Origin of the sequence: Mycobacterium innocens, from assembly GCF_900566055.1 — a bacterium.
Taxonomy (GTDB): Bacteria; Actinomycetota; Actinomycetes; order Mycobacteriales; family Mycobacteriaceae; genus Mycobacterium; species Mycobacterium innocens.
The window spans coordinates 1-17890 of the sequence record NZ_UPHQ01000124.1 but is presented as its reverse complement, the minus strand read 5'-3'; the positions used below and the strand labels follow the sequence as shown (position 1 = coordinate 17890).

The 17890-nt window shown below is 64.5% G+C and carries 18 protein-coding genes and 1 pseudogene; 13 read left to right on the top strand and 6 right to left on the bottom strand.

From position 1 onward, the window contains the following. Positions 1 to 147: 147 nt before the first annotated feature. Positions 148 to 879 (top strand): B12-binding domain-containing radical SAM protein, encoded by a 732-nt coding sequence (locus tag EET03_RS13890; protein WP_244232353.1) that lies wholly within the window; start codon positions 148 to 150, stop codon positions 877 to 879. 7 nt (positions 880 to 886) lie between these two features. Here EET03_RS13890 and EET03_RS13885 read toward each other — a convergent pair whose 3' ends face one another. After that, entirely contained in the window at positions 887 to 1624 is a 738-nt protein-coding gene (locus tag EET03_RS13885) for a glucose 1-dehydrogenase (protein WP_075540843.1), read from the bottom strand. Between the two features lie 124 nt (positions 1625 to 1748). Between EET03_RS13885 and EET03_RS13880 the strand changes: the two genes are divergently transcribed. Further along, positions 1749 to 2213 carry a hypothetical protein gene (locus EET03_RS13880; protein ID WP_075540854.1) on the top strand — a complete coding sequence of 155 codons (465 nt, stop codon included), beginning with the start codon at positions 1749 to 1751 and terminating at the stop codon, positions 2211 to 2213. Between the two features lie 100 nt (positions 2214 to 2313). After that, complete coding sequence (locus EET03_RS13875; protein WP_063468732.1) at positions 2314 to 3444, top strand: nitronate monooxygenase; 1131 nt, start codon at positions 2314 to 2316, stop codon at positions 3442 to 3444. A 26-nt stretch (positions 3445 to 3470) separates the two neighbouring features. Here EET03_RS13875 and EET03_RS13870 read toward each other — a convergent pair whose 3' ends face one another. From EET03_RS13870 to EET03_RS13860, 3 genes are all read right to left on the bottom strand, one after another. After that, a complete protein-coding gene (locus tag EET03_RS13870) occupies positions 3471 to 3689 on the bottom strand; it encodes an Rv1893 family protein (RefSeq protein ID WP_023364230.1) in 219 nt (72 codons plus the stop codon). Positions 3690 to 3760: 71 nt separating this feature from the next. Beyond that, on the bottom strand, positions 3761 to 4054 hold the full coding sequence (locus EET03_RS13865) for a hypothetical protein (protein ID WP_122508778.1): 294 nt from the start codon (positions 4052 to 4054) through the stop codon (positions 3761 to 3763). A 17-nt stretch (positions 4055 to 4071) separates the two neighbouring features. Beyond that, positions 4072 to 4479, bottom strand: coding sequence for a hypothetical protein (locus EET03_RS13860; protein ID WP_063468736.1), 408 nt, complete (start codon positions 4477 to 4479; stop codon positions 4072 to 4074). Between the two features lie 407 nt (positions 4480 to 4886). Between EET03_RS13860 and EET03_RS13855 the strand changes: the two genes are divergently transcribed. The 3 genes from EET03_RS13855 to EET03_RS13845 are packed head-to-tail and all read left to right on the top strand — an operon-like array spanning position 4887 to position 7791. After that, entirely contained in the window at positions 4887 to 6173 is a 1287-nt protein-coding gene (locus EET03_RS13855; RefSeq protein WP_075540845.1) for a cytochrome P450, read from the top strand. A gap of 23 nt (positions 6174 to 6196) precedes the next feature. Beyond that, a complete protein-coding gene (locus EET03_RS13850) occupies positions 6197 to 7210 on the top strand; it encodes an alcohol dehydrogenase catalytic domain-containing protein (RefSeq protein WP_075540846.1) in 1014 nt (337 codons plus the stop codon). A gap of 29 nt (positions 7211 to 7239) precedes the next feature. Continuing rightward, positions 7240 to 7791 carry a YceI family protein gene (locus EET03_RS13845; RefSeq protein WP_075540847.1) on the top strand — a complete coding sequence of 184 codons (552 nt, stop codon included), beginning with the start codon at positions 7240 to 7242 and terminating at the stop codon, positions 7789 to 7791. Positions 7792 to 7886: 95 nt separating this feature from the next. On the opposite strand, the gene EET03_RS13840 is transcribed toward EET03_RS13845, so the two are convergent. Further along, entirely contained in the window at positions 7887 to 9017 is a 1131-nt protein-coding gene (locus tag EET03_RS13840) for a DUF7159 family protein (protein WP_075540848.1), read from the bottom strand. Positions 9018 to 9679: 662 nt separating this feature from the next. Here EET03_RS13840 and ag85B point away from each other — a divergent pair. Further along, positions 9680 to 10657, top strand: a complete 978-nt coding sequence (ag85B, locus tag EET03_RS13835; protein ID WP_075540849.1) for a diacylglycerol acyltransferase/mycolyltransferase Ag85B — start codon at positions 9680 to 9682, stop codon at positions 10655 to 10657. A 107-nt stretch (positions 10658 to 10764) separates the two neighbouring features. Here ag85B and EET03_RS13830 read toward each other — a convergent pair whose 3' ends face one another. Further along, positions 10765 to 11247, bottom strand: a complete 483-nt coding sequence (locus EET03_RS13830; protein WP_244232352.1) for a hypothetical protein — start codon at positions 11245 to 11247, stop codon at positions 10765 to 10767. 741 nt (positions 11248 to 11988) lie between these two features. Here EET03_RS13830 and EET03_RS13825 point away from each other — a divergent pair. From EET03_RS13825 to EET03_RS13800, 6 genes and pseudogenes are all read left to right on the top strand, one after another. After that, positions 11989 to 12405: a transglycosylase family protein gene (locus tag EET03_RS13825; RefSeq protein WP_063468734.1), complete on the top strand. Its 417-nt coding sequence runs from the start codon at positions 11989 to 11991 to the stop codon at positions 12403 to 12405. Positions 12406 to 12455: 50 nt separating this feature from the next. Next, complete coding sequence (locus tag EET03_RS13820) at positions 12456 to 12914, top strand: SRPBCC family protein (RefSeq protein WP_075540850.1); 459 nt, start codon at positions 12456 to 12458, stop codon at positions 12912 to 12914. A gap of 21 nt (positions 12915 to 12935) precedes the next feature. Further along, a complete protein-coding gene (locus tag EET03_RS13815; RefSeq protein ID WP_075540851.1) occupies positions 12936 to 13766 on the top strand; it encodes an SDR family oxidoreductase in 831 nt (276 codons plus the stop codon). A gap of 44 nt (positions 13767 to 13810) precedes the next feature. After that, positions 13811 to 14233: a lipoprotein LpqH gene (locus tag EET03_RS13810; RefSeq protein ID WP_075540852.1), complete on the top strand. Its 423-nt coding sequence runs from the start codon at positions 13811 to 13813 to the stop codon at positions 14231 to 14233. 82 nt (positions 14234 to 14315) lie between these two features. Continuing rightward, on the top strand, positions 14316 to 15632 hold the full coding sequence (locus EET03_RS13805) for a cytochrome P450 (RefSeq protein ID WP_099193539.1): 1317 nt from the start codon (positions 14316 to 14318) through the stop codon (positions 15630 to 15632). Positions 15633 to 16768: 1136 nt separating this feature from the next. Continuing rightward, positions 16769 to 17762 (top strand): annotated as a pseudogene (locus EET03_RS13800) (cytochrome P450); the annotation flags it as partial. Positions 17763 to 17890 lie beyond the last annotated feature (128 nt).

Below are 17890 nucleotides of genomic sequence, written 5' to 3'. Positions count from 1 at the left end.
AAACCTCACGCAGAACCAATGATCCAGCCAAACTGCGACCGCTCACGCACCTGACAACAGCCATCGCCCCCTCACAAACCGCCCCACCGCCAAGCCAAATCGCACGCCTGTGCGATACTGCCACCCATCTCACACCGGCTCGCTTATTTGAGGGCTAGTTACCGGGTCAAGTCGGTGGAGGCGGTGGTCGAGGAGATCGGTTATCTGGTGTCGGATTTCGACGTCGGGTTTGTGTCGATCACCGATGATTTGTTTGTGTCCAAGCATCCTGGTTCGCAGCAGCGTGCGGTCGAGTTTGCCTCGGGGATGCTTAGCCGGGGTATCGATGTCAACTTCATGATCGATATCCGGTTGGATTCGGTGGTCGACCTCGAGGTGTTCAGGCACTTGTACCGGGCGGGTTTGCGGCGGGTGTTTGTCGGGTTGGAGACCGGTTCCTACGATCAGTTGCGCGCTTACCGTAAGCAGATCCTCAACCGTGGCCAAGACGCCGCTGACACGATCAATGCCTTGTTGCAGTTGGGAATTGACGTGATTCCCGGGACCATCATGTTTCATCCCACGGTGCGTCCCGAGGAGCTACGCGAGACCGCCCGCCTGCTCCGGGCAACCAAATACCGGCATCCCTTCAAGTTTCTCAGCAAGATCACGCCGTATCCGGGAACGCCGTTGTACCAGGAGTATTCGGCGGCAGGCTATCTGAGTGCGGAATGGCCGCTGGGCCAATGGGACTTCGTCGACCCGCAAGCCGCCCGGGTCTACGCCGACCTGGTTGCCCGCATCGCCCCCGACGAGAACATCAGCTACGACGAGGCCGAAGCGTTCTTCCTGGCCCGCCTCGACGAATGGGACAACGCCACCGCCCTCAGCGCCGGGTGACGGCCTGCTATTGCTTGTGTGAAACGTCGGCGACCACGCCGCCGTCCACGACGAACTCGGCGGCGGTGGCATATGACGACTCGTCGCTGGCCAGGAACAGCACGAACGTCGACACGTCCTCGGGTTCTCCGGGGCGTCCGAGCGGGATGTGGAGCATGTCCTGGGGCAGTTTGGCGGTCATCGGGGTGCGGATAAGACCGGGGTGAATCGAGTTGACCCGAATGTTGTTGGGCGCCAACTCCAATGCCGCGGACTTGGTCAACCCGCGCACGGCCCACTTCGACGTCACATACCCGTGCACCCACGCCGCGCCGCGCAGGCCCTCGATGGATGAGACGTTGATGATCGAGCCGCCGCCGGCAGCGATCATCGGGTCGATAACAGCCTGGATGCCCAACAGGGTGCCGGTGACATTGACGTCGAGGATCTGTTGCCACTTCGTCAGGTCGAAAGTCTTGAGCGGACCGTAGTTGATGATCCCGGCGTTGTTGACCAATACGTTCAGCCTGCCGAACTCCCCCGCCGCGATTTCGACCGCCGCCGTCCAGTGCTCCGGTCTGGTCACGTCCAGATGCACGTAGCGCGCAGCCGGGCCCAACTCGTCAGCCAAGGCCCGGCCTTGCTCATCGAGAATGTCACCGATCACCACCCTGGCGCCTTCGGCGACGAGCAATCGGGCATGGGAGGCCCCCATTCCGCGAGCACCACCGCTGATCAGTGCAACCTTGTTGTCGACCCGGCCCATGACGGGCCAGGCTACTCGCAGGACATCGCAGTGGGAGAAGCTGTTCGACTGCGTCGCGACCGGTCACGCGAAACAATGTTCGACGTAATGGCCGGCGGTTGCCAATGGGAGGTGAATGAGCGGCGTGGCCCCGTTACTCACGGCCTGCGGCGGGTTCTTGCTTGCTGTCTTGTGGATGGACTTGATTTTCGACGTCCAGGTTCTGCGCTACCGACGCATGAGCGACGAACTGCCCGAGCCGGTGCTGGCGTCCATTGCGGGCTACTACCACCGCGCGACCACCACGTCGCGCCCGATGAGCCGGCTGATCGCGCTGGCGATGGTGATGTTGGTGGGCGCCCTGGCATTCGCGGCCGTGCGCGGTCCCGAGCCCGGTTGGTTGTTGGCGGCGTCGGCCGTGCTCGCCGGTATCCCCGTCGGGCTGGCCGCAGTACACACGGTTCCCTGCGCGGTTCGACTTGGAAGGCGCGTCGATAGTCCTGCCGAACAGACCCGCCTCGCGCGAGCCATCTGCCGGGATCACCTCGTCTGCGTCGGTCTCATGCTGGTGTTCCTGCTCCTATGGCTGGCATACAGCATCGCCCGCTGAAGGACCCTAGTCGCGACGTGCGCCACCTTGCTGGCCGCGTCGGCCGCGATCGTACTAAACTAGAACACGTTTCAATTCGGCGCGCGTCCTAGGAGCAGGCATGCACACCGCCATATGTGACGAACTCGGTATCGAGTTCCCGATCTTCGCTTTCACCCACTGCCGCGACGTCGTCGTGGCTGTCAGCAAAGCCGGCGGGTTCGGCGTGCTCGGTGCCGTCGGCTTCACCCCCGAGCAGTTGGCGATCGAGCTGGACTGGATCGACGAGCACATCGGCGATCACCCGTACGGCGTCGACATCGTGATCCCGAACAAATACGAGGGCATGGACTCACACCTGTCGGCCGAGGAACTGGCCGAGACGCTGCGCAAGATGGTGCCCCAGGAGCATCTGGACTTCGCCAAGAAAATCCTCGCTGATCACGGTGTGCCGGTCGAGGACGGCGACAAGGAAAGCTTGCAGCTGCTCGGCTGGACCGAGGCGACGGCCACCCCGCAGGTCGAAGTGGCGCTGAAACACCCGAAGGTGGCACTGATCGCCAACGCGCTCGGCACCCCACCGGCGGACATGATCAGCCACATTCACGACGCCGGACGCAAGGTTGCCGCGTTGTGCGGCTCGCCCTCGCAGGCCCGAAAGCATGCTGACGCCGGCGTCGACATCATCATCGCCCAGGGTGGGGAGGCCGGTGGGCATTGCGGTGAGGTCGGCTCCATCGTGCTGTGGCCACAGGTGGTCAAGGAGGTGGCCCCGGTACCGGTCTTGGCCGCCGGCGGCATCGGCAGTGGCCAGCAGATCGCGGCGGCGTTGGCATTGGGCGCGCAGGGAGCCTGGACCGGCTCGCAGTGGCTGATGGTCGAGGAGGCCGCTAACACTCCGGTTCAGCAAGCCACCTATGCCAAGGCCAGCAGCCGTGACACCGTGCGCAGCCGGTCATTCACCGGTAAGCCGGCTCGCATGCTCCGCAACGACTGGACCGAGGCCTGGGAGCAGCCGGACAGCCCGAAGCCGCTCGGCATGCCGTTGCAGTACATGGTGTCCGGCATGGCGGTGCGAGCCACCAACAAGTATCCGAACGAGAGCGTCGACGTCGCGTTCAATCCCATCGGGCAGGTCGTCGGTCAGTTCACCAAGGTCGAGAAGACCGCTACCGTCATCCAGCGGTGGGTGCAGGAGTACCTCGAGGCAACGAACCGGCTCGACGAGCTCAACGCCGCCGCGACCGTCTGAGACGCGCTGAGACGCCCAAGCACCGGCTAATCCAGGTCGTCGTCCTTGCCGGTGAATACCTCTTTAACCCTGTCGACCGCGTGAGTGGCGATGTCGATCGAGCTCTGCACGATGCCGCTGGCGCCCCCGGCGATGTCGCCGCGGATGATGTCGCCGGCGTTTTCGACGATGTCCGACGCCTTCTCGACGGCGTTGGTCGCGATGTCCTTGGCTGCGTCGACCGCATCTTTGGGATTGATGGCCATCGGAGGCTCCTAATTCGTTGACGGGATGCTTGCTACGACTGTAGACCCCTTAAGGGGCATGAGTTCCCGGGTCAGTAGTCGACCAGCGTGCGCCAGTAGTGCTCCGGAATTTCGTCGCCGGACCGCAATACGCGTGCCAGCCCGACGGCCATCGCGATGCCGAGCAGCCCCAGCCATAACCCCGCCAGCGCGATGATCCACCACAGGACCGCGGTGACTGCCGGCCACGGTGACAGTAGGGCCAGCACCGGCGCAAAGAAGAAACCGGTCCCGACGTACCACGCCGAGCCCGCCCGATCCGACGCGAGGACAAACCGCAACCACCGCGGAATCGGCGACTTGGCTGGCGGGCGGTCGGAGGTCATCGGACTAGCCCGCTCGATCATCCCTCGGGAGGGAAGAATCCGGCCCCGGTGAACCAGCCTTCTTGCCATCCCTGAGCTCCCAGACAGAGCATCGGAAGTCCGGCGGGCGACTGTGCCGCCGCCTGCGGACCCGGGCAGGGGGCACCCGCCTGCTGCACTCCGTACAGCGGGTAGGAGATCACCCAGTAGCCGGTGGTGGCTGCCGGAAACTGGTTCGGTGGCGGGAAATGACAGGCTTCGGCCTGGCCGCTGGTGCCGCGGCCGAAGACGAAGCGCTCGTAGTTGTCACACGGCGCTCCCAACGAGGCGTCATAGTTCATCCCGGGCACATCGCCCTCGTAACGCCCGTTGTCGGCGCCGGCGACCGGTGCCAGGCCGATCGCCGCCCCAGCGATCGCAGCGGTGGTCAGCAGTTCCCGAATCATGTCCACCCCTTCATGCGCCGGCTAGTTTCACCACAGCATAACGACTGTGGCGTAGCCCACAACAGCGGCCGATCTTGTCGATGCAGCGCAGGTGACCAGGGCATTCGCCACTAGCTGCTGATCGCCGGGCGATCCAGCACACTGGCGCCGCTGGTCGGCCGGCATCCGTCGCCTCATGTCAGGCCGCTCCCCCGCCCGCCGAACCCTTGCCCGACCAGTCGCCACCACAACTCACCGGGAACGACGCGGCAGCCCGTCCGGACGCATCCGCGGCGGCAGACGAAGGCCGGCTGAACACGTTGCAGTTCGGCCCTCGCCACTTCGCATCAATGCTTCCCATCTCAGGTGGAGCAATGGATTATTGGCAGTAGACGACCACTAGCAGAGTTCATATTGAGGAGTGGGCCTTGTCAACAGCCAAGCCAACCGCCAAGCCGGTACCCAACCTGCCTCCCCGGTTCGACTTCACCGACCCCGACATCTATGCCGAGCGGCTGCCGGTGGCAGAACTGGCCGAGATGCGCCGATGCGCGCCGATCTGGTGGAACGAGCAGCCGATCGGCTGCGGCGGCTTCGACGACGGCGGCTATTGGGTGGTGACCAAACACAAAGACGTCAAAGAGATCTCGCGCCGCAGTGACGTCTTCTCCAGCCTGCAAAAGACTGCGCTGCCACGCTACAAAGACGGCACGGTCGCCGAGCAGATCGAGCGAGGCAAGTTCGTCCTGCTCAACATGGACGACCCACAGCACACCCGGCTGCGCAAGATCATCTCCCGCGGCTTCACGCCGGGGGCCGTCGAGCGGCTGCGCGACGACCTCAACGAGCGCGCCCGACGCATCGTCGAGGCCGCGGCAGCGCAGGGTTCCGGCGACTTTGTTGAGCAGGTGTCCTGTGAACTGCCGTTGCAGGCCATCGCCGGGTTGCTCGGGGTGCCCCAGGAAGACCGGATGAAGCTCTTCCACTGGTCGAACCAGATGGTGGGCGACCAGGATCCCGAGTTCGCCAGCAATGACGCCATCACCGCCTCGGTCGAACTGATCATGTATGCCATGCAAATGGCGGCCGAACGGGCCAAAAACCCGGGGCCGGACATCGTCACCAAGCTGGTCGAGGCCGACATCGACGGTCACAAGCTCTCAGAGGACGAGTTCGGGTTCTTCGTCATTCTGCTGGCCGTTGCCGGCAACGAGACCACCCGCAACTCGATCACCCAGGGCATGATGGCGTTCACCGACTTTCCCGACCAGTGGGAGTTGTACAAGAGGGAGCGTCCCGCCACCACGGCCGACGAGATCGTGCGGTGGGCGACCCCGGTCACCTCGTTCCAGCGGACCGCGCTGCAGGACTACGAGCTGTCGGGGGTGCGGATCAAGAAGGGTCAGCGAGTGGTGATGTTCTACCGCTCGGCCAATTTCGACGAAGAGGTGTTCGACGACCCGTTCACCTTCAACATTCTGCGTAATCCCAATCCCCACGTGGGATTCGGCGGCACCGGCGCGCACTACTGCATCGGTGCCAACTTGGCGCGGATGACAATCGACTTGATGTTCAATGCGATCGCCGACGCCATGCCCGACTTGGAGTCGGCAGGCAAACCCGAACGGCTGCGATCGGGCTGGCTGAACGGAATCAAGCACTGGCAGGTCGACTATCACAGCACCGCGCCGACGAAATGCCCTGTCGCACATTGACCGTGGACCGCTAGGGTAAGCGGATGCCCACGCATAAAGCTGTCCGGATCGCGTCGGTAGGCGCGGCTTTGGAGCTGGTCGAGGTCGACACCCAGCTGCCTGCTCATGACGAGGTACGCATCGCGGTCTCCGCATGTGGGGTATGCGGCACCGACCGGGCGTTCGTCAACGGCGGCTTTCCGAACACTCCCTGGCCGTTGACGCCGGGGCATGAGATCGCGGGCAGGGTAGTCGAACTCGGCGAAGGCGTCGACGATTTCGAGATGGGCGACCGGGTCGCCGTCGGCTGGTTCGGCGGGCACTGCAACCGGTGCGGCCCCTGCCGCAAAGGCACCTTTATCCACTGCGCGAACATGAAGGTGCCCGGCTGGCAGTACCCCGGTGGCTACGCGGAATCGGTGACGGTGCCCGCCAATGCGCTGGCCCGGATTCCGTCCGAACTCTCCGATGTGGAAGCAGCTCCCATGTGCTGCGCCGGTGTCACCACATATAACGCATTGCGCCACACCAAAGCGCTGCCCGGTGACCGGGTGGCGATTCTCGGTATCGGCGGTCTGGGTCACCTCGGGGTGCAGCTCTCCCGCGCGATGGGCTTCGAGACCATTGCGATCGCCAGAGGGACCGCCAAAGCCGAGGATGCGCGCCAGCTGGGCGCCCACCACTACGTCGACTCCACCGGCGGCGACGTCGCCGAAACGCTGCGCAAGCTCGGCGGTGTTGCGGTGGTGCTGGCCACAGCGGGGAACTCGGCTGCCATGGCCGCGACGGTGCCCGGCCTACTTCCTCGCGGTGAACTGGTTGTGGTCGGGGTGGCGACCGATCCGCTCCCGATCAGTCCGAGACAGCTGATCAATCCGGGCCTCAGCATTTCCGGACACCCCTCCGGTACCGCGAAGGACGTGGAGGACACCATGCATTTCGCGGTGCTGTGCGGTGTGCGGGCCTGGGTCGAGGAGACACCTTTTTCGCGCGCGGCGGACGGTTACGCGGCGATGGAGCAGGGACGGACACGCTATCGCACCGTCCTCACCATGTGAATACGGCGCCGAGCTAATAGAGTCGTGCCGTGAGCGACACGGTGTGGACGCTGGACCCGTCCGGCGGTGAGTTGATCGTTCGTACCGCTGTCGCGGGGCGAGCCGCCCGAATGGGCCATCGGCTCACCATCGCGATGACTCGCTGGCAGGCCACAGTGAGCTGGGTGGCTGATGAACCCGCCACCGCAGAGCTTGCCGTGGAAGTGGATTCGCTGGAGGTGTTGCGCGGCGAGGGTGGTGTCAAGAGCCTGTCCGGGCCGGAGAAGGCCCTGGTTCGGTCGACTGCGCTGAAGTCGCTCAACGCCGGTCGCTTTCCGGATATCCGCTTCACCGCATCAGAGATTGACAAGACCGAGGACGGTTACCGCCTCACCGGACAGCTGCAGATCCGGGGCAAGTCGCGTCAACACATGATCGACCTGCGCACCGAGGATCTTGGTGACTCCTGGGCGATGGCTGCCGAGTCGACGGTTCGCCAGTCCGATTACGGGGTCAAGCCCTATTCGCTGTTGATGGGCTCGCTGCAGGTCGCCGACGAGGTGACCGTGTCTTTTACCGCGGTTCGGCCCAAGGACGGTTGACCATTGGACCGATGCGGGGTAGGCCCTGCAGCCAGCGTGCCGCCGTCAGACCCGCACCGGCGCCAAACCATCCGATCGTCGATCCGGCAGTTCGACTACGCCGGCGGCTCCATACCGGTGCCGCCGTACGTGCCGGGAATGTGCTTGAGCACCCGGGTCAACAGCGGCGATCCATCGCTCGGACTCGGTTGCGACGCAACGTCGTTCGGCTGCTCGGGGAGGGCGTCGGTGAGTTCTTCACCAGAGGTGAGCTGGATGGGCTCCCGCTGTGTCGCGGGCCCCGGAAGAGGAGCGGGCAGCTGGGCACGCGCGGGCACCGGAGCTGCCGTCGCAACTGCCTCGGCGATTTCCGGTGTCGATGTGGGTACGGAGCGCTGTGCCGTTTCGGAATGCCTGTCCGGAGTCAGTTGCAGGCCAACCGCCAGCGACACCGAAGCCACGAAGGTCACCGCAGCCGCCGCCAAAGTGGTTGCAGCCCCGGCGTATTGGCGTGACCGCTTGGACACGGCGGTGGTTTCACCGGTGTCTGCCACCAGTCGCTCGTCGGTGAACTCGGTGGTTCGGGCCGCCGCCTGCGCCGTGCCTCGCGCGATTGTCACCTGCGCCATGGTCTGCGCGAAAACCGGTACCGGAAGGGCGGTTTCGAGTTGCCAGGAAAAGTCGCTGATGTCAAGGTCGGAACCCACCACCACCACGGCGGCCGGACGCCACGCACTGCGGTCGAACATTCCGGTCAGCCACGAGGTCAGCCCGTCATAACCACCACGGACATGTTTGACTGCTGTTTGAGTCTTTCCATCGCGGGTGTCAACCATGACGACGGTTGCCCATTCGTGCTCGAGGATGCACACCGCGGTCTGTTCGTATCCGATCACCGGTGCGACCGCCTCGGCCAGCGTCTCGACGGCATCGAGCAGCCGAACCGGTACTACGTTGTCGAATCCGGCGTCGGTCAAGGCCTCGACCAGTAGCGCGGCTTGGGCGGAAGCTTCGTCGTTCCAGGTCACGCCGACGACACGTAAACGGTGGCCGGCCGCGGCTGCCAATTCCCCCGCACGAATGACTTCCGCCGCCGCCTGTTCCGCGGCATGGACGACGCCCACTCCTCGGCCACCGCGCAGCTGCATTTCGTTGTGATGCAGGATGGTGCCCTCTGCGCCGTGCCCTTCAGCCAGGACCCAACCCACGGCGGTCGGCGTCACTGACAGCCCAAGTACCGTCTCCAAAATTTCGCACCTCAATCGTTCCCGAATCGTTCCCGGTTCTTCAGGCGCCTCGAGCCAACGCCGTCGCACCCGCATACACCGAGGGCCTGGTGTGCTGGTGCGTGAGCGCCGGAACGGACCGGATAGGCCCGGAATATCCCGGAGGATCGTTGTCTCCATCGGCTTGCCTGACAGAGACTACGCGGTCGGCGCAAGTTCGGCTCCTCCGGTGGGCAAACCGCCAGGTGACTGACATGAAACGAACATGGCGACCGGATCGCCGGCCGCCGCCAGAGACGTGCGCCGGATGCGCCGGCACCGGGCTTCCCGGTCGTCTGGGCACCAGCCCGGGATAAACCCGCGAAACGTTGCTCGAGTTACGTCCGGCGTGTCGAGGTCCGACGTGCCGCATCGGTTAACTATTCTTTGTACCGCTCCCCGCCTGCCGCCTTCTGCCCTGCTCCGGGTGCACAGCACTCGTTTGCGCTCTCGGATTATCCGGGCCGCAACGGGGCAACGGGGGAAGCGGTGAGTCCGTCGCCGACTCGCATAGCACAGTTGCTGTGTCGGCGGGGGTAACCGATATCGAAATGGAATGACTTCGCGTCCCGATCGACATTTGCCCTACTCACACGGTAAGTTCTGCCGGGAGCACGCGAGCACATACGGACAAGGGGCAGGGTATGACAGACGTGAGCGGGAAGATTCGGGCGTGGGGCCGACGCCTTCTGGTCGGCGCGGCCGCTGCTGCGGCCCTTCCTGGCCTGGTCGGACTCGCCGGCGGAGCGGCGACCGCGGGAGCGTTCTCCCGGCCCGGCCTGCCGGTGGAGTACCTCCAGGTGCCGTCGGCTGCGATGGGTCGCAGCATCAAGGTTCAATTCCAAAGCGGCGGGGACAACTCGCCGGCGGTGTACCTGCTCGACGGTCTCCGCGCTCAAGACGACTACAACGGCTGGGACATCAACACGCCGGCCTTCGAGTGGTACTACCAGTCGGGCCTGTCGGTCATCATGCCGGTCGGCGGACAGTCCAGTTTCTACAGTGACTGGTACAGCCCGGCCTGCGGCAAGGCCGGCTGCACCACCTACAAATGGGAGACCTTCATCACCAGCGAGCTGCCGCAATGGCTGTCCGCGAACCGTAGTGTCAAACCCACCGGAAGCGCCGCGGTCGGCATCTCGATGGCCGGCTCGTCGGCCCTCATCCTGGCCGTCTACCACCCACAGCAGTTCATCTACGCCGGTTCGCTGTCGGCCCTGATGGACCCCTCCCAGGGGATGGGGCCGTCCCTGATCGGCCTGGCGATGGGTGACGCCGGTGGTTACAAGACCTCGGACATGTGGGGACCCTCGAGTGACCCGGCCTGGCAGCGTAACGACCCGTCGCTGCACATCCCCGAGCTGGTCGCCAACAACACCCGCCTGTGGATCTACTGCGGTAACGGCACCCCGTCCGAGTTGGGCGGTGCCAATGTTCCCGCCGAGTTCCTGGAGAACTTCGTTCGCAGCAGCAACCTGAAATTCCAGGACGCCTACAACGCCGCGGGCGGCCACAACGCCGTGTTCAATTTGGACGCCAACGGCACGCACAGCTGGGAGTACTGGGGCGCGCAACTCAACGCCATGAAGGGTGACCTGCAGGCCAGCCTCGGCGCCCGCTGATCAAGCAACGCTTGCAGCTACTGGGGCTTGCCGGCAAGACGCCGTCAAGCCCCAGTAGTGTGTTCGGCGCACGTTGAACGCTGGTCCGGTGCGTTCAACGAGCCGGTCTACCTGCCCGCACCGAACTGGCTGGTGATATCGACCCATGCGGTGGTGTCGCGGCGGTGGTCATTGACGTTGCGGCACTGGCCGTAGAGACGCAGGACCCCCGCGCCGGTGTCGTCACCGTGACGGTAGATGATCGCCGTGACGCCGTCCGTGGACATGGTCCTGCCGAACACCTGGTCGTTAGGCGGCAGCCCCTCGGTCCAGCCGTGCCTGACCAGCGCTGCCGTGACGTCGCGAAAGTACGCGTCGGCACGTACCTCGGCGGGCAGCGCGAAGGTCAGGTAGACCGCCCCTTGATACGGCGGATCGTCCCGGTTCTTGCACGACATCAAGAGATACCCGGCGGCGGTCGTCTGAAGTCCGGCGATCTTGACGATCTGTTTTGCCTTGTCGACAACCTGGGCCTCGGTTGCGGCATCGCCGAGGGGGCGGACGGGGTGGTCGAGAGAGTTGGCGGACGAAGCACGCTGGCGATTCGCCACCAGCAGGACAGCTCCACCGAGCAACAAACACGTCACCAGCGCAGCGGCGAGTACGGCCCGAACCCCTCTGGCCCGCAACCAACCTCCGCTAGTACCGGCGTGTCGAACCATCAGCCGACCTGGTCACCTCCGGAGATGCCGGCGATCCGGCCGCCGATTCACGACGGACAACTGGCCGGCGAGACGGCCCGCAAGGCGGTGCAGCTCGGCCCGCGGACGGCTGCGGCTTGCGCGGCCGCCTCGCCATCGTTGACTGTCATATGCCGCGATGCAAGAACTTCCGGGACCGAGAGCCTGGGGGTCTTCCGCAAACGATACCTGAGTCGCTAGCCGCTCTCAGCAACATCCATCCGTGGGCGGCCACCCGGGAGTCCGGTCGCGGCCTGCAGGCCCGGCCACCCCATCGGCCGGCCCGCGAGCAGTCGGCGTCAGGGCCGGCGCCCGAGGTGCCCAACACTAAGATTTTGTCTCAGATTGTGGCCTCGTGAAGTTTGCTGGACTCGTCGGCATACGTCTGCCGAACCGACAGCGCATCCGACGAGTCAACGCGGGCTCCCCGTTTGGACTAGCCGTTGTCAACGGGTGATCCAGGCCATAGCGTGACCCGTACGCCCAGTCCCCGCCGGTGGTTTGATTCGCTCGGCCGGACGTCGTTTGCGCAAATCACAATGCGGCGGCTAACCAATTTCATAAGTTTTTCTAGGCGGTAACGCTTTAGCCACGGCCGCCGAAATGCCGGACATGACACGCATCGCAAAGCCCCTCATCAAGTCCGCCACGGCCGCAGCTTTCGTCGCAGCTTCGATGTCACTATCCACCGGCATCGCCCACGCCGACGTCATGAACTGGGACGCCGTCGCGCAGTGCGAGTCGGGTGGGAACTGGACCGCCAACACCGGCAACGGCGCCTATGGCGGACTCCAGTTCAAGCAAGCCACATGGGACGAGTACGGCGGCGTCGGCAACCCCGCAACCGCCTCTAAGCAGCAACAAATCGCCGTGGCCAACCGAGTTCTGGCCGGCCAGGGCCCCGCCGCGTGGCCGAAGTGCGCCAGTGCCGGCGGTCTGCCGCCCGTGCCCGTGGTGTTGCCCAAGCCGGTACGGCAGCTGCAGCAGACGGTGACTGAGATCGTCTCGCTATTCACACCCCGTCAGTGAATATCGGTGTTTCCGTTCCCGGCGTTACAGGGACGTGATTGGATCATGCTATGGAGGGTTCGGCAACGGTTCACATGGCGGCCCCAGCGGAAAAGATCTGGGATTTAATCGCCGATATTCGTAACACCGGACGGTTTTCACCGGAAACGTTCGAGGCCGAGTGGCTCGACGGTGCGACCGGCCCCGCGCTCGGCGCCCGATTCCGCGGACACGTCCGGCGCAACGAGATCGGGCCCGTCTACTGGACGGTGTGCAAGGTGACGGCATGTGAGCGGCCTCGCGAGTTCGGGTTTGCTGTGATGGCCGGCGGTAGATCGGTGAACAATTGGCACTACCGGCTCGCACCGGCGGGCGATGGCACCGATGTCACCGAGTCGTTCCGGCTCACCCCTTCGGTGCTCACGACCGTGTATTACTGGGCGTTCGGGGGCTGGCTGCGCAAACGCCGCAACATCCGGGACATGACCAAGACGCTGCAACGCATCAAAGATGTCGTCGAAGCCGACTGAGGGCGGGCGTTACCAGATCGTATGAAGTCGATATTCATCACCGGCGCCGGCAGTGGAATGGGCCGTGAGGGGGCAAGGCTCTTCCACGCCAAGGGCTGGCGCGTCGGTGCGGTGGACCGCGACGACGCCGGTCTGGCAACCCTGAGCGGCGAGCTCGGCGCCGGGTTGTGGACACGAGTGGTCGACGTGACCGACAAGGCCGCGCTTGACTCCGCACTCGCCGACTTTTGCGCCGGCAATACGGGCGGCGCGCTCGACATGATGTGGAACAACGCCGGCATCGGCGAAGGCGGATGGTTCGAAGACGTACCGTATGACGTCGCGATGCGGGTCGTCGATGTCAACTTCAAGGCGGTGCTGACCGGAACTTACGGCGCACTGCCCTACCTGAAGAAGGCCCCGGGCAGTCTGATGTTCTCGACGTCCTCGTCTTCGGCCACGTATGGCATGCCGCGACTTGCCGTCTACTCGGCTACCAAGCACGCGGTCAAAGGGTTGACCGAGGCGCTCAGTGTGGAGTGGCAGCGGCACGGTGTGCGGGTGGCCGACGTGTTACCCGGTCTGATCGACACCGCGATTCTCACCTCGACGCGCCAGCATTCCGAGGAGGGCGCGCCGACGCTTTCGGCGCAGCAGATCCGTGCCGCCGCGCCCAAGAAGGGCATGTTTCGGCTGATGCCCGCGACTAGCGTCGCCGAGGCGGCCTGGCAGGCCTACCAGCATCCCACCAGATTGCATTGGTATGTGCCCCAAAGCATCCGGTGGATCGACCGGCTCAAGGGGGTAAGGCCGGAATTTGTCCGGCGCCTCATCATCAAAGCCCTGCCCAGGCTGGAGCCGGGGCAGCAGTAAAGTTTCGTGCACAAGACCCACAAGGCCCACAAGGGAGGTGGCTGGTGCGAAGCCGGTTGGTCAGGGTGGCAGGGATTGCAGTGGTCGTGGTCGCAGGTCTTTCCGGGTGCGCCGAGGCGCAGACAGTACCCCGCAAGGCCGCACATCTGACAATCGACGGATACACGCGCACCACGCGTCCGGCCGCATGCAGCCAGGAGCAGTCCTACCGGACGATCGACATCCGTGACCGCGACGGACACGTCCAGGCCGTGGTATTGGTCAGCGGTGAACGGGTGATCCCGCAATGGGTCAAGATCCGCAACGTCGACGGGTTCAACGGCAGCTTCTGGGAAGGTGGGGTGGGCCAGGCCCATGCCGACCTGTCCCGCGGCACCTACACCATCACCGGCAGCGCCTACGGCATCGGCAACAGCAATCCCAACAAGGTCGTGACCACTGACTTCAAGATCGTCGCCGACTGCTGAAACGTCACGCGCGTCCCGACCCGACGGGCTTAGCTTAGGCTGGGTCGCAAAGCGCCCTGGCCCGCTGAGGGATGGAGGAGCGGTGAAAGACCGACTGCACTGGCTGGCGTTACACGGGGTGATCCGCGGCATGGCCGACGTCGGCGTTCGACGAGGTGAACTGCAGGCCCGGCTGATCGCCGATCCGGCCGTCGCCGCCAACCCGGTGCCTTTCTACGACGAGCTGCGCCGCCACGGCCGCTTGGTGCGGACCCGAGTCAACTGCCTGACCGTCGACCATCAGCTCGGCCATGACATCTTGCGCTCCGACGACTTCCAGGTCATTTCGCTCGGCGAGAACCTGCCCGCACCGCTGCGATGGCTGGAGCGCCGCACCCGCGATGATCAGCTGCACCCGCTGCGGCCGCCGTCGCTGCTGGCGGTCGAGCCGCCCGATCACACCCGCTATCGCAAGACGGTGTCGGCGGTGTTCACCGCGCGGGCCGTTGCCGCGCTGCGTGATCGGGTCGAGCAGACCGCCATCAATCTGTTGGATCAGCTCGCCGCCCAACCCGGTGTGGTCGACGTCGTCGGCCGGTATTGTTCCCAGCTGCCGATCGCGGTGATCAGCGAAATCTTGGGAGTGCCGGCGCACGACCGCCGACGGGTCCTGGAATATGGTGAACTGGCAGCGCCCAGCTTGGATATCGGCGTGCCCTACCGGCAGTACCAGCGCGTGCAGCGCGGTGTGAAAGGGTTCAACGCCTGGCTGGTGTCGCATCTCGAACAGCTGCGACGAGCCCCCGGCGACGACCTGATGAGCCAGCTGATCCGCACGGCCGAAAGTGGGGACCCGGAAACGCATCTCGACGAGGACGAGCTGCACGCGGTCGCCGGGCTGGTGTTGGTCGCCGGCTTTGAAACCACAGTCAACCTGCTGGGCAACGGAATTCGGATGTTGCTGGACATGCCCGAGCATCTGGATACCCTGCGCCAACGTCCTGACCTGTGGCCAAACGCGGTCGAAGAGATCTTGCGGTTGGATTCGCCGGTCCAGCTGACCGCCCGGGTGGCCCGCACCGACGTCGAGCTGGCCGGCGTGCCGATCAACCGCGGCGAGATGGTGGTCATTTGTCTGGCCGGGGCCAACCGCGATCCGTCGGTGTTCCCCGATCCGCACCGCTTCGACATCGAACGTCCCAATGCCGGCAGACATCTCGCGTTCTCCACCGGCCGCCACTTCTGCCTCGGCGCCGCGCTTGCCCGCGCCGAGGGCGAAGTCGGGTTACGCACGTTCTTCGAGCGCTTCCCCGAGGTGCGAGCCGCCGGTACCGGAAGTAGGCGCGACACCCGAGTGTTACGGGGCTGGTCGACATTGCCGGTCACCCTGGGGCCGGCCCGCACGCTGGCTGCCCAGTAGCGGTGCGCCTACGGTGGTCAGAGCCAACCGTGCGGTAGTAGGCGCGGGTTGGTGGTGGGATGTCGAATGGGGGCAATCTCAGTACCGCAGGGCTGGCCGCGCGCCGGGGGCAAGCTCTGTCGCCAACGGGTTTTCCACAGCGTCCGTAGCGATTGGCAGGTGAGCGAGAAGCGAAGTGCACCCGGTAGACGTATCGGCGGCAAACAGGCTAGCTGCGGCAGCACGCACCGGACTTTGACCGTTTTCACAGCTCGCTGAGATTACTGTCCAAGCCTCCTCCGGTATGTTCGTGCCACGGTGAGGCTTCGGAGCACTGGCACGACCCGGCGATGGCATTCGACCATCGCAATCGCTGCTGCGCTGAGTCTATTCGTTGCGCTGATCGCAGGGTCCTCGTTACGGCCCCGGTTTTCTCCGGCTACATTGCCAGAGCCGGCGGCGTGGACCCATAAGCCAGGTGCAATCTCATCCGGCGGCCCAACCCATGAGCCATCGAGACCATGGCTTTCTCCAGAGCGCGATGCCGAGGATCAAGAAGCCCTTCCACAGCATGTGGATGACGCGCGATCGGCCGACCAGCTGGATCCCCTTATCGCCTCAATGCGGCTGGTTGGCGTTGCCGTCATCGTCTGCTGCATCAGAGCCTCGGACGGGCATCGTCTACCGGGCTGCATCCGCGGCCGCTCCGGTCAACCGAGATATGTTGACCCAGTTCTGCGTCGATCGCTACTGATAGGTCAATTCCGGCTTATCGCGCCGTCAGACTCGGGCCTGTGAAGCCGACGCGCACAACGATTTACGTTAGTTAGCGCTGAGGTTTTCGATGCGCGGAGGCAATCACAAGATCCAGCCCGATCATGCTGAATTGCCCGCAGCTGTAACGGGCCAAGCCGTCCGACCGGACAACACGACACTCGACGTCGGTCTATTTCCCTACATCAATGTCTTGGAGAACCAGCCATGTTGGCCAGCGCAACTCATCCCGCCCGGCCCGCCGCACGCCAGGTGAGACAGCAATGAATTCCGAAGTGCGACCACCGCAAATCAATTCCCGGCGGGTGAACTTGGGATGCAGTCTCGACGAAAGCCAGCCGCTTACATTCCGCCTGCCCCGGCTGGAGCATTCCACGCTACCCATGGCCGCCGACCGGGGTGTCGGATGGAAGACGTTGCGGGACGCCGGACCTGTGGTGTTCATGAACGGCGCCTATTACCTGACCCGCCGCGAGGACGTGCTGGCGGCGCTGTGCGAGCCAAATCTGTTCTCCGCACAATTGGCGTTTCAGCCCCCCGGCAGCCCGGTGCCGGTGCTGCCTTCGGCATTCGATCCTCCCGAGCACACCCGCTACCGCAAAATTCTGCAACCGTACTTTAGCCCGCACACCCTGCATAAATCCCGGCCCATGATGGAGGGCCATGCTGCTGAAATGATTGCTGCACTTGCCTGCCGAAACGAGTGTGAGGTAATGGCAGATTTCGCGCGCCTCTACCCGTATCAGGTATTCATGGATCTCTACGGATTGCCGCTGGAGGACCGAGATAGCGTGATCGGTTGGAAGGACGCCTTTGTCGCCGGAAAGTCCGACGGTCACGGGCTGTTGGCGTATTTCACCGACGCCATCCGACAGCGCCGGCAGAACCCGGGCTAGGACATGTTGTCGCAAGTGATGACCGGTCCGGGTGATCTCACTGACCCCGAGCTGCTCGGCATGACTCAACTGCTGATTGTGTCCGGTCTGGACACGGTGGCCGCGGCGATCGGTTTCTCGCTGTTCGAATTGGCGCGCAGACCGCAGCTGCGCAGAGAGCTCGCCGAAAAACCAGAGCAAATCAAGGTTTTCATTGAAGAGATCGTCCGGCTTGAGCCATCGGCGCCGTTGGCGGCCCGGGTAACCACCGACTTCGTCAATGTGGGTGGCATGACGCTTCCCCTAGGAACACCGGTGCGGTTGTGCACTGCCGCGATCAACCGCGATGGCAGCGACGTGATCTCCACCGACAACCTGGTCATGGATGGAAAGATGCACCGCCATTGGGGATTTGGAGGCGGACCCCACCGCTGCTTGGGTTTCCCACCTGGCACGGATAGAACTGGCCATCGTTGTCGGCGAGTGGCTCAAGCAGATCCCTAAGTGGTCGCGCCCGTAAGTTCGTCGGGGGTCGCATTCAGGCTGCTCGGGGCTGGATCGGATTGTGCTGGGGTTCGTGGTTGTCGAGCTTGGTCAGCAGGTCGTTCAGGTCGGTGGTGGTGAACTTCC